This is a genomic window from Telluribacter humicola, from assembly GCF_017355935.1.
GTDB lineage: Bacteria > Bacteroidota > Bacteroidia > Cytophagales > Spirosomataceae > Telluribacter > Telluribacter humicola.
Genome location: NZ_JAFIQT010000002.1, coordinates 255,801 through 268,005, shown reverse-complemented (window position 1 = coordinate 268,005; position 12,205 = coordinate 255,801). Strand labels below are relative to the sequence as shown.

The 12,205-nt window shown below is 49.6% G+C and carries 12 protein-coding genes; 3 read left to right on the top strand and 9 right to left on the bottom strand.

The window, feature by feature from the left end:
* Nucleotides 1–104: 104 nt before the first annotated feature.
* A complete protein-coding gene (locus JUB14_RS12080; RefSeq protein ID WP_207507174.1) occupies nt 105–296 on the top strand; it encodes a cold-shock protein in 192 nt (63 codons plus the stop codon).
* 170 nt (nt 297–466) lie between these two features.
* Here JUB14_RS12080 and JUB14_RS12075 read toward each other — a convergent pair whose 3' ends face one another.
* Nucleotides 467–826 carry a YrdB family protein gene (locus JUB14_RS12075; RefSeq protein WP_207506343.1) on the bottom strand — a complete coding sequence of 120 codons (360 nt, stop codon included), beginning with the start codon at nt 824–826 and terminating at the stop codon, nt 467–469.
* On the bottom strand, nt 823–1,746 hold the full coding sequence (locus tag JUB14_RS12070; protein WP_207506341.1) for an alpha/beta fold hydrolase: 924 nt from the start codon (nt 1,744–1,746) through the stop codon (nt 823–825). The genes JUB14_RS12075 and JUB14_RS12070 overlap by 4 nt, the downstream gene beginning before the upstream one ends.
* A gap of 333 nt (nt 1,747–2,079) precedes the next feature.
* On the opposite strand from JUB14_RS12070, the gene JUB14_RS12065 reads away from it, so the two are divergent.
* Nucleotides 2,080–3,210, top strand: a complete 1,131-nt coding sequence (locus JUB14_RS12065) for an alpha/beta hydrolase (RefSeq protein ID WP_229367776.1) — start codon at nt 2,080–2,082, stop codon at nt 3,208–3,210.
* A gap of 107 nt (nt 3,211–3,317) precedes the next feature.
* Here the strand turns inward: JUB14_RS12065 and JUB14_RS12060 are convergent, their stop codons facing one another.
* Complete coding sequence (locus tag JUB14_RS12060) at nt 3,318–3,836, bottom strand: hypothetical protein (RefSeq protein WP_207506339.1); 519 nt, start codon at nt 3,834–3,836, stop codon at nt 3,318–3,320.
* Between the two features lie 465 nt (nt 3,837–4,301).
* On the opposite strand from JUB14_RS12060, the gene JUB14_RS12055 reads away from it, so the two are divergent.
* A complete protein-coding gene (locus JUB14_RS12055; protein ID WP_207506337.1) occupies nt 4,302–6,086 on the top strand; it encodes an ABC transporter ATP-binding protein in 1,785 nt (594 codons plus the stop codon).
* 84 nt (nt 6,087–6,170) lie between these two features.
* Here the strand turns inward: JUB14_RS12055 and JUB14_RS12050 are convergent, their stop codons facing one another.
* The 6 genes from JUB14_RS12050 to JUB14_RS12025 all read right to left on the bottom strand — a co-directional run bounded on the left by JUB14_RS12050 (nt 6,171) and on the right by JUB14_RS12025 (nt 11,904).
* A complete protein-coding gene (locus JUB14_RS12050; RefSeq protein ID WP_207506335.1) occupies nt 6,171–7,049 on the bottom strand; it encodes a manganese catalase family protein in 879 nt (292 codons plus the stop codon).
* 240 nt (nt 7,050–7,289) lie between these two features.
* Nucleotides 7,290–7,898, bottom strand: a complete 609-nt coding sequence (locus JUB14_RS12045) for a trimeric intracellular cation channel family protein (protein WP_207506334.1) — start codon at nt 7,896–7,898, stop codon at nt 7,290–7,292.
* A 49-nt stretch (nt 7,899–7,947) separates the two neighbouring features.
* Complete coding sequence (locus JUB14_RS12040) at nt 7,948–8,412, bottom strand: GNAT family N-acetyltransferase (protein ID WP_207506332.1); 465 nt, start codon at nt 8,410–8,412, stop codon at nt 7,948–7,950.
* 81 nt (nt 8,413–8,493) lie between these two features.
* On the bottom strand, nt 8,494–9,600 hold the full coding sequence (locus tag JUB14_RS12035; protein WP_207506330.1) for a hypothetical protein: 1,107 nt from the start codon (nt 9,598–9,600) through the stop codon (nt 8,494–8,496).
* Between the two features lie 137 nt (nt 9,601–9,737).
* Nucleotides 9,738–10,214, bottom strand: a complete 477-nt coding sequence (locus JUB14_RS12030) for a DUF4188 domain-containing protein (RefSeq protein WP_207506328.1) — start codon at nt 10,212–10,214, stop codon at nt 9,738–9,740.
* A gap of 73 nt (nt 10,215–10,287) precedes the next feature.
* The gene (locus JUB14_RS12025) at nt 10,288–11,904 is read right to left on the bottom strand and encodes a tetratricopeptide repeat protein (protein ID WP_207506327.1); all 1,617 of its coding nucleotides are present in this window, start codon (nt 11,902–11,904) and stop codon (nt 10,288–10,290) included.
* Nucleotides 11,905–12,205 lie beyond the last annotated feature (301 nt).

The following is a 12,205-nucleotide window of genomic DNA, read 5'->3' as shown; positions in this document are numbered from 1 at the left end:
CCTCTGGAGGCACTTTAAAGACTTTTCGATGCATTGGGGCAAAAAAAATAATGAACTTATGTACTACCTGGGATGTAGTACCTATGTATTATAAAAACAACAGCATGAATAACGGAATAGTAAAATTCTTTAATGACACGAAAGGATTCGGATTCATTAAGGATGACAAATCAGGTCAGGAGTACTTCGTACACGTTTCTGGACTAGTAGATGAGATCAGAGAAAGTGATGAAGTGTCATTTGACCTTCAGGAAGGAAGAAAAGGACTAAATGCAGTTAATGTTCAGCTAGTTTAGTCTTAGCAACATATAATAAGCAAACAAAAAGCCTTACGGAAACGTAAGGCTTTTTGTTTGCTTTGTCTTGTCCTGATTATAGTTTACTACCTTTTAATTGTTCTGGAATAAATCTACAGGGTTTCACTATCACCTTACCTACTTCCGATACACTTTTCAGTAGAGTTTATTTACTGCCTCAGCAGCCACTGGACCCGGTCGTACGACACCAGGTAGTGTACTACCAGGATTCCCGCCAGGAACAGGCTATTACGCAGTTGTCCCAGGTCATAAAGAGCGGCAATGGCTGATCCGAATACAAAGGCTTCTATCAGGAGGCGTACCATGCCCGATACCTGCACCGGAGGAGTACCGGGGTCATTGGGTACCCTGAATACCCCCCACATGGCCGCCAGGAGAACCGGCAGCAGTACTACCAGCAGATATTTTATATTTCCCTCGGGCTTTTGCCAACCCCACATTCCTACGGCTACCAGGGCGGCTATTTCCAGTAAAAAACGTACTCCCAAGTTGATAGGGTTCTGGCTCATTGGATTGGGTAGTTTGATCTTGTTTTTTGTTCATCCCTGTTCACCTGCTCCAGGAAAGCTACTGCATCACGGATAGGCTCCGCACTTTCAGGCCCCAGCCAGAGCATGTGGCCCCACTTATTATTGTAGGTACGCAGGGCGGAGCCTCTGATGAGGCTGTTGGCGTACAGGGCATGCTCAAGATCCACAGCGGCATCGTTGATACTATGGAGGATCAGGGTAGGTACCTGCACCCGGGCCACCGTCTCCCGGCTCACGCGCTGGTCCAGATCCACCATGAAGCCCGCGTACGAACGCAGCTTGCTCACTACCCCGTACAGCTCAGCGATTTCTTCCTTCGAGATAGCTGCTTGGTTGATGCTGGAAAACTCCGCAAACATGGTTTTGGCCATAAGACGAGGCAGCAGCCTGTACAGCCCTCGGAACAAGCCCCAACTGTACTTCTCCATTGTTTGATTAAAAAGCAGCTTGCCCTTTCGGTACCTGGGGTTATCGGGAGTGAGCCATTCTTTGGTAACAGCCGATACCAGGAGCAAGGCGGATACCCGGTCCGGATAGTGAGCGGCCAGCTCCAGCGCCGCTGGGCCGCCGGCCGATATACCTACGACTACCGCCCGATCTATATTCAGTTCATCCAGCAAGGCCACAAACAGGTCGGCCGTAGTACGGGGCGTGGTAGTGGCGAGTAGGGGTGTATGTCCATAGCCCGGCCGCGAAGGGGTGATGAGGTAGTACTTGCCGGTGTCAAAGCCCTTATGGAAGAGGGTTTCGTGGCAGTTGCCCTGTCCACCGTGGATATATAGCAGAGGGGTACTATTTCCATAGGGGCCATTTCCATGGGGGCCATTCCCATGGATGTTCTGTCCATAGGTACTGACCTCCACGCTACCCCGACTTGTATGTAGTATTTCACATTTCATAATGCTTCATGGCTAATAGATAACCAAAGCTACACAGCCCTTAGGCCGGGTGCCAATCTTTGATGGTGAAGTGGAAAAATAACCGGATGAAGACTCTCTCCGACCTGATGAATCAGACCAGCACTAGGCAGGTACCTCGCTGATAATCAGCAAAAAAACTGACCCTTACGTATATGCCGAGTATATTACCCTTCTCCGGCAATAGAATCCCGTCACCAGACTATTTTGTTTAAGGCTTCCTACTTAGTATCCCCTTTCCCCATCAAAAGCTTCAACAAAAGCAGCTGGCACTATTATACTGAGCTGTGTACCAGACCTTTAAATTTACAACTTATGAAGACAAATAAACTACTCAGAAATAGCCTGACCGTAGCTGGTGCCACCTGCCTGTTGTTACTTTCTTCCTGTGCCACTAACAACACCATGTCCGGATCTGACAATCTGGGTAACATGGAAGCCAGTTCAGCCGCAGATCTTGAACCGAATCAGCCCAAGCCCGACTGGGGTAAAAACATGACTGATCCCATGGCCGTAGTCATAGAGCAACTGGCCAGCTACAAAGCTCCCCCCCTGACTACCCTGACCGCCGAGCAAGCCAGAAAACAACCTACCCCCGCTCAGGCGGCCATGGCCGTAATGAAAGAAAACAATATTCCCAAGCCCCCCAGCAACGTAGACACCATGGGCCGGAAAATCCCGGTCGACGGAGGTCAGATCCATATGCGGATCTATACTCCCAAGACCGGTAAGGACTCTTATCCGGTCATCGTATACTACCACGGCGGAGGCTGGGTCATCGCAGATCTTGATACGTACAATGCATCAGCGGAAGGGCTGGCCAATAAAGCCGAAGCCGTAGTGGTGTCGGTAGCCTACCGGCAGGCGCCCGAATACAAGTTTCCAACCGCCCATAACGACAGCTACGCTGCCTACGAATGGACCGTTAAAAACGCGGCTTCCATCAAAGGAGATCCTAACCGGATAGCCGTAGTAGGTGAAAGCGCCGGAGGCAACCTGGCCGCCGCGGTTAGTATGATGGCCCGGGATAAAGGAATGCAACTGCCTATCCATGAAGTACTGGTTTACCCCATAGCGGGTCATGACTTTACTACTGAATCGTACCGGGAGAGTGAGAATGTAAAGCCTCTGAGCAGTGGCCTGATGAAGTGGTTTTTTGACAAGTACCTTAATAGTCCGGCTGAAGGTGACAATCCTATGATTTCTCTTGTAAATGCTGATCTGAAAGGTATGCCTCCTACCACTATTATCGGAGCGCAGTACGATCCGCTACGGACAGAAGGTAAAACACTGGCGGACAATATGGAAAAAGCAGGTGTACGTACCAGTCACAAAGTGTACGACGGCACGACCCATGAGTTTTTTGGGATGGCAGCCGTAGTGTCCCAAGCCAAAGATGCCCAAGCTATGGCGGTATCTGAATTAAAAGAGGCCTTTAATAAATAAGGGCTTCTCTAAATAAATTATAAAGCGGGGGAGACTGCTCTAAGGCAGTCTCCCCCGCTTTGTATAAAAGTTTTCGTTCGTATACAGATCTGATCCCGCTTCAGGACTTAGATCGACTTTGTTTTCTTATAGTAGTAAGGGCTGTTCTGACTGGCCATTCGCATCATATCGTCGACCAGGGTAGCAGGGGTACTTTTGATATCTCCATTCAGCCGGTTGCTGTAGTCCCACACCATGCGACCCGTTTCCTTATCAAAGATCTGCAGGCTTACTGCCGTTTTGTTGGTCGGGCCGCCCATTCCTCTCGGGGCACCTACTCCTGCCCGCCATACCGCCAGTCCCAGGGTCTTCGCCTCTGCATCACTCATTACTTTCTTAACCAGATAGTTGGACACAAGGATAGCATCTACCCCCAGAATATCACACATCTGGGCGGGAGTGAGCGGCTGGTCGTCGAAGTGCCCGGCCGCCGCCAGACGATCATTGGTATCCTGCAGCTTCTGAATGGAAACAAAAATGCGCTTCTCAATCTTCCCTTTCAGCATCCAGCTGTACATCCGCTGCTGAAAATTCAGCGACTCTTTCCGTTGCAGTTCACTGATGGACCCGTTACTAACTTTTTTCATACCATTGATAGCTACTTCCGGCGGGACAATGGCAATTACCTGATGTTTGGCCACCTGCGCGTACACCTCTGTATTCTGAATCTTTTTTGTGCACCCGCCTATACACAGCACAGCACTTACCAACACAGCTAAGGAGAGTAGTTGTTTTTTCATCATTGCAATAATTAAAGTTGAGGTTTATTATGGTTAAAAAGAGATTTACAGAGGTATTAAAAGGCAGGAAGTGGGCTGTGCTGCATCAGCCCCTGCGCTGCCTATTGTTTTCAAAGGTAACAAAGGGAGGCGGCAGTTAAATCTATTTATTCACAGGCGATTAAAAATTATAATTCTGCAGAAGAAAATCAAAAAACGGCTTCCGGAACGATAATTCACCTTTTGAGAAAAGCCCCAGAGCAGGTAAGCTATTGCAATCAGGAAGACTGAACCATTTCAGGTACTGGTAGTTCTACGTAATAAAAAGGAGACGTGAGTATCTGGGATATTTTTAAGCGACTGCAGCCTTTTGTCCGACCTTACCGCAGCCTTATCCTATTTGCATTGTTGCTTACACTGCTGGGCGCACTTACGGCCCAGGTCAACCCCATTGTACTGCGCTATACCGTAGATACCATCCAGAGTATGCTGGACAGAGGCTGGGGAGTAGCACAAAGTACCCTATTACTGAGTCAGATTTCGCTGATCCTGTTTGCTAAGGAAGTTATTAATACCTTCATCGTATTCGGGCAACGCTACTACGGCGAAAAAATTCGTATTCAGGTATCCAGCGAACTGTCACAGACGGCCGTTGACCGAATTCTTACCTACGGACTGAGCTTTTACAGCGAAAACACCAATCAGAAAGGCAAACTTCAGACCCGCATAGACCGGGGTGTAGAAAGCCTGACCAAGCTCATTCAGAACTTCTTTATTGATATACTCCCCCTTTCGGCCAATGCAATCGTAGCCCTTGTCATCATGTTTTCGGCCAATGTCTATGTAGGTAGTATAGCCCTGTCGATACTGCCCGTCTATTTCTGGGTTAGCTACAAACAGGCGGAAAGGCTACAGGGGGTACGTCGGAAGTTAAAAACTCAGCGCGAAAATAAGAGCAGCGGTCTCATCAACCTTATTGAGTCCGTACTGGTGATCAAATCATTTGTCAGGGAGAAGTATGAGGGAAAGAGGCAGTACCAGCTCCAGCTGGATCTGATGGAGTCACAACTCAGAACCCGCCGTACCAACTTCCTCTTCGACGGTATCAAGAGCTTTATTGAACAGATAGGCGTTGTACTGATCATCATCCTGACGGCCTACCTGGTACTTGACCAGCAGATGTCGATCGGGGCCATTATGTTTCATATTCTGCTTTTCAATAACGTATCAGCGCCTATCAGGCAGTTGCACCGCATCTACGACGAGATGAACGACGCCCTCACCTATTCGGAAGGGTTCTTCGATATTCTGGACGACGCCGGGGCCGTCGAGACCGGAGGCAGCTACGTACCCAGCCGGATCAGGGGAGATATAGAAATGCGCGATGTGTCATTTACATATCCCAATGGTACCAAAGCACTTCACAATATCTCTATCAATATTCGGGCGGGACAAACCGTAGCACTGGTGGGGCTGTCGGGTGCCGGCAAAAGTACCCTCATCAACCTGCTGGTGAGGTTTTACCCGCCCGACTCTGGTCAGATCCTGCTGGATGACATGCCGCTTGACCGCTACGACCTGCCCGAACTACGGGATGATCTGGGGATGGTACTACAGAAGAATCATATTTTTAAAGGATCTATAGCTGAGAATATCCGCTACGGCAAAATGGATGCTACCTACGACGAAGTGGTTGAAGCCGCCCGCCAGGCCTACCTGCACGAGCAGATCATGGAACTACCCGACCAGTACGAGGCGGATGCCCAGATGCTGTCGGGTGGGCAGCAGCAACGGATCGCCATTGCCCGATTGTTCCTGAAGAACCCTTCCGTGATTTTTCTGGACGAACCTACCGCCAGCCTGGATGCCATTGCTACCGAACAGATAAAAAACAGCCTGGATGCTATCAAGCAGGGCCGAACCGTAATTATCATCTCCCACAGTCTGTCGCAGATCATAGATTCGGACTGTATCTACGTCATGAAAAAGGGGCGCGTGGTGGAACATGGCACGCACGATGAACTCTACGAAATGAACGGTACCTACCGCGAAATCTTTAATGCTTCGGCCCGTAGCCTCAATCTGGATAAAATAGCCCGGACGCTGGACAAGGAATAAGGTATAGTCTACTAGCCCGGAAAAACAACGGGGAGACTACCGATTGGCAACCTCCCCGTTAGCAATCGTTCAATTGTACCTATACTAGCTAAGCTTCTCTTTGATCTTGTTGAGCATGCCATCCCCGGCTCCATCCATCATTTGCTCCTTCTGGGCATAGCCCTTCGGATCGGGAGCGCCAAGATTGGGCTCCTCCCCGTGCGGCATGGCGTGTACAAATGAGAATTCGCCTTTACCATCGATGGACCGGCCACGGGTCCAGCGTCCCAGCGGTGGCTCGGGACGATTAATATTAGTAGATATAAACGCGTAGCTAAATTGTGAGTGCTCCTCAGCCTGCGGGAAGCTGTTCGGTATGGGGTGGTTGTTTTCCGGTCCGCCCAGTTCTTCCAGTACCGCCATCCACTGGTTCTGGTGCATGGTATCGCGGGCAATCAGAAAAGCCAGCATATCTTTCATACCCTTGTCTTCGGTCGACTCCCAGAGGCGGGTTGCCAGTACCCTACCACTCGACTCCGCCATAACGTTGGCGTGCATATCGGCCGCCAGATTACCAGTTCCAACTACCCATGAGCCATTAAAAGGTACTCCGTTGCTGTCGACAGCCATGGCCGCCATACCAGACGAAAGTACATGGCGTGGATCCATACCCCCCATGATACTACCTACGATAGGATTTTCGCCCGCTATTTTATCTTTCAGATCGTGATTGGCACCTTCCAGATTCAGAGCTACTGCAGTGGCCAGCATTTCAATATGAGCCATTTCCTCGGTACCTGTTTCCAGCAGCATGTCCCGGTACTTTGCCGGTCCCCGTGAGCCCCAAGCCTGAAACATGTACTGGAGACATACACGGATCTCCCCCTCGATTCCACCGATAGCCTGCTGAAGCAGTTTCGCAAATGCCGGATTGGGCTTGTCTACACGTACCTTGTACTGCAACTTCTTATCATGGTAAAACATACTGAAATTATTTTGGTGTGAAAAAACTGGTTACATGGCAAGAACCTGAGTACCAACCGGTTGTTTTGAAAAATGTAAAACAGAGTGACAAATAAAAATATAACACCTGATTTACAGGCAGTTATAAACATTAAATTTTTATTATGTACTTTCACGGGTACACTATCAGATTGTAACTGATCGCAGGTGCGAATTATACTACCGCACCGGATCTGCTACACGAAGAGAAGCCAAGAAGAACTAGCGGAAAAAGCGGGGAACCCGCCAGTGGTACCGCACCGCCAGGATACGGATCAGGATAATAACGGCCGAAGCCAGTATGAAAGCGGTGTTACGCTCAGCACCCAGGTAGTCGAGCAGCAGGTAGCAAACAGCCCCTGCCAGACAGGCCGTGGCGTATACCTCCTTCTGATAAATAATAGGAATGTCGTTGCTCATGGTGTCGCGGATCACACCTCCCATGACGGCCGAAAACACCCCCATGATTGCAGCAATCTCGGGTTGTACGTCCATGTTCAGGGCCTTCTCGGTACCTACGATGGTGAAGAGGGCGATGCCGAAGGTGTCGAACAGGAACAGGGTACGGCGCAGCCGGAGCAACTGCTTGTAGAAGATGAAAGTAGCCAGTACCCCCAGCAGGATGGCATACACAATGGTGATATCGCTGATCCAGACCAGCGGGTAGCTGCCCAGCAGTACGTCCCGCACGGTACCTCCGCCAATGGAGCTTACAAACGCCGTGAAAGTAGCCGCAAACCAGTCCTGATGTTCCTTATCCCGTACCGCCAGTGCCCCCGATATGGCAAATGCAAACGTACCGACGATCTCAAGGATATATTGGATGTTCATGGGTGAGGTTTTCTAGCGGACAGCAACAGCCGTAGCTTTTTTGGCGAATTTAGGAAAGTAAGTCCAAATGTAGCTTCATTCCTTCGTGCGTTGCCTCAAAGCCCAGCTTTTCGTAGAATCGAATGGCTTCCGGCCGCTTTTTGTCGGTAGTCAGCTGAAGCACATGCGCGTTTCGCTCCCGGGCTCTCTGGATGGCCCACTCAAATACCTGCTGCCCGATGCCTGCTCCCCTGACCTCTTCCCGCACCCGGACGGCTTCAATCTGAGCCCGTATGCCTCCCCGGTACGTCAGGTAGGGTATAAAGCTCAGCTGTAAGGTAGCTATAATCTCCCCCAGCTCATTTTCTACTACCACCAGTTCCTGATTCTGATCCCGGCTGATCCGCTCGAAGGCTTCGTAGTACTCGTCGGGCAGAGGGTCCCGGTAGTCTTCTCTCAGTTGCCCTAGCTTATCATTGGCCAGGAGCCGGACGATCACCGGTACATCTTCTCTGGCTGCTTTTCTGAATATCATGCTGGCTGTATATATCCTCCGATACTAGTAGTGGAATAGATCTGTTGGGGGAACAAAGTAAAAAATAGTAGGAGACTGATCCTACTCCTCCAGAAGATTTAGGATATACTGCCGGGCTCCTTCCAGAAAAAACTCCGGTTTACGCTTTCCAAAGAACACCTCATACCGCTTCCTCTTTTCGGTGATAAGTTGATCGTTGGGATCACCATAGTCTACTACCACGATGCGGGCATCTTTCCGGACCATTCGGGCCAGTAGCTGGCGCATCTCAAAGTCGGCCTGCGGTAGCGAATAACCAATGAATACAATACGGGTGGCCTCTGACAGTTCAATACCTGCAGCCTGCCAGATCAACTTGTACTGCGGGTTGGAGAAGTTTTTCAGGAAGGTCGGCATGATAAGGTTGGATATCAGCTTGTGCGAACCCTGCTTGCCAAACTGGGCGTCGCAGTACCTGCAGTTGACGGGAGTCATGTACTGCTCGATGGCGATGCGGTTATGGAAGTCGACGTAAAGCCGGAGGCACTTGGGGCACTGCAGCCAGTTGAGCGAGCCGTGCAGTTTGAGAAGCTTAACGCTGAACCCGCCCAGTCCCAGCATTTCCAGTCCCGGCATCACCGACTGGTCATTGGGCTCAAACGAGCTGAAATGGCAGCAGTAGTCTACCACGGCATTGTTGGGGTAATGGGTACTGATCTGGGATTTGATGGAGTCGTCCAGCAGCGTGTCCCAGTTGGTACTGATCACACTGACGGGGTCCAGGTTGGCATAGCGGTGGCCTTTCCGGGCGGATGACTTATCGGTGATGTACTTCGCAAACTGGTCGATGTAGTCTTTGGCGGAACTGCGCAGGGTACATTCGAGGGTTTTGCCGATCAGGTAGTAAATCAGGTCACGGGTATTCAGGGTATCTTTGACACTCAGATTCCTGAACGACACATTATCGGCTATACAGCGGTCCAATGGGGTGAAGATATCCTCCAGCGGAATACTGTCGTGCAGTTTACGGGGCACCAGCAGTACATTGGTCAGAAACGCCCTGAACTTCTGTACACTATTATCCTCAAACTCCTGCGGATGGTCACGATCTATCTCAAATATTTTCTTTACCAGGTCTTCCTGCGCGGGCGCGGAAGCTTCCTTCGAAAACCCTGCCCCTACTATATATACGGTCTTATCAGTCACCATCAATCACTAGTCAGTCGTGTGGACGGAGGTAGTTGTACTACCTTCCTGCCTCAACAAACTAGTTTCGACGTATAAGGGTTATGGAGGTACGTTTAAGAAAATAGCCGTTACCCGGTAGTGAAGGCCTGGACAAGTACTTATTCTGCCTTCAGTACCCTACCAGCGGCGGTCTCATTTCTTCCTGATACCGGCACCAGCTCACCTACTTTGCCAAGCCCATATACTGGCATATTATTATAAATACATTCATACGCTCCCGCCTCCACCTTGTAGGTTTCGTGCCAGATCCCTACGTCTCCGTTACTTCTGATATTCTGGTTGAAAGCCTTCCAGGCCGGATAATGCTGTCCTGTACGATCCTTCGCATAAGCCTCCAGATGCTCGAATGACCTCCAGTACTGTGTTATGACGGGCGGTACTCCTCCGTACATCTGAAAACCCAGGAAGCCGCTCTCCGGCTTTTGAGAAAGTTCTTTGAGCATTTTGGGCATGGCCATAGCGACTGGTACCCATTTGTGAAATTTCCAGAAACGATTGATGCGCATGCCAATCATGAAGACAACAAAGCTTCCTTCGATTTGTACAGTCATGCGTTGATTGATAGTGTTAGGCATAGAAAAAGTTGGCAGTAAGGTAAAATTGAATTAGTAGACATAGTTTACAAAGTGACAGCAAAGAATCCCATCTTCACCCTTTCTTTACCTTCTCGTCGGCATGCTTCAGGAGCCCTTCCAGTTGTTTTTCGACTTCTGTTGCCTTCTGGAGGTCATTCATCTTTCTGGCACTTACTAGCTTCCCCTGCAAAGACTGAATACGGTTTGGAGCCATCCGGAGAGCCTGTTCAAATTGACTAATAGCTTCCTGCGGACGGTCTGCAGCTAACAAAAACTCACCATATACCTCATGCAAGGGTTTGAATAAGCCCGGTGGCCCGTACAGGTACCCTTCCTCCTGAGCGGTAGCCTTCTGAAACCAGCTATCGGCTTCTTTCAGATCATTATTCATCCAGGCCTGCAGGCCGAGTAATTCCATCCTGATGGCATCGGCCTCCCGGATATCCAGTTCAGAGGGAATGTTTTCAGCGTAGCGGCTCACTCCACAAACTGGAATACCGGTAGTATTATTCCTGAGTAAAGACGCCTTACCCAGATCCGACTCCAACTCCTGTACTACACGGGCCAGTGCAGATTTATCTCTTTGTTTAAAAGCTTTGGTACCTTCGATGAGGTACCCGGCAGTACGGGTACTAAGCGTCAGATCTTTTGTATCTATACCCAAAACAGCCAGATCGCCCTCCCAGTCCCCGGTTTCAAAAAGATAATGGCCCTTCATCTGTAGCAGATGATAGCGGGCCAGGGCCGAGGGCAGCTCCTTAGCATACGTAACCTGATTCTCCAGCAACTGCCGGGCACGATCATGCCGTCCCTGCTGAAGATAGCCATACTCCAGCCACAGATGCGCATGGTAGCTCAACGCGTTATTGGTAAGTTTTCGCTTTGCCTTCCGATCTACACTCGCCTGCCATGATACTTCGTTGGCACGAACTACATCATCCCACATCCCCAGAGCCAGGTAAATATGAGAGGGCATATGCAGCGCATGCCCGGCATAGCTTGCTACTTTATCGTATTTATTGGCAGCAGCCAGTGCATTTCTGGCGTGGTCCGGATGATCTTCGGAATGTATAAAGTAATGGAGTGCTCCCGGATGATCGGGGGCTCTACTCAGGATGGCTTTAGATATAGTAGCCGCTTTTTCATTCACACTCTCCCACTTACTCCAGTCCTCTTTCAGCCCAAGCAAGGACAAGGCATAAAAAGCGGCAGTCTCTATATTGGTAGGGTACCGCTTGTACACCATTTCCATATGGGCAGCATGGGCTTTGTCACGATCAGGCTTGGAGCCTTCTCCATAAAGAATATCAACAGCAGCCAGGAAATCTTTTTCCATGGAAGTTTTGGCTTTGCTGACCCGTTCAGCCGGAGTACTTCCGAGCTTCTGCAGGGCAGCACGCGCCTTTTCAGTATCCACATCTCCCCAAACCGGGTGGTTGTAGGTCATGGCTTCTCCCCAATAGGCCATAACAAAATTGGGGTCAATCTGCTGAGCCTCAACAAAGGCCTCCGCGGCATCTACATATTCAAAATTATGCAGTAACAAGAGCCCTTTCTTAAAGTGAGTCATGGCTCTCTCCGAGCCTGCTACATCCAGTTCCAGGCTTGCTGTTTCTGCGCTTTTAGAACTTTGGGGCTGTGTGCAGGTAGTAAGAACACATATACTAATGAGTAGTATAGGAATTTTCATAGCAGCACCGGTTTTATGTGAGAGACGTGAATGAAATATGTTGGTGATTTTTGAAGAAGGCAGCAGAATGTAGCAATCCAGTAGCAACCAATCCCTCACAGATATGAGGTCAATGCGCCAGGCAAGTAAGCAACCTTGCCTACGACATATATCTATTGATCAACAAGTTAACTTTATTATCAATCTATTCCTAGAAACTACCGCTGAAAATATACCTGCGCCAGCTACTCTCACCAAAGCTTCTTTTGAAAATCCTGCCCCTACTACATATATGGTCTTACCAATCATTATCAGGTACTAG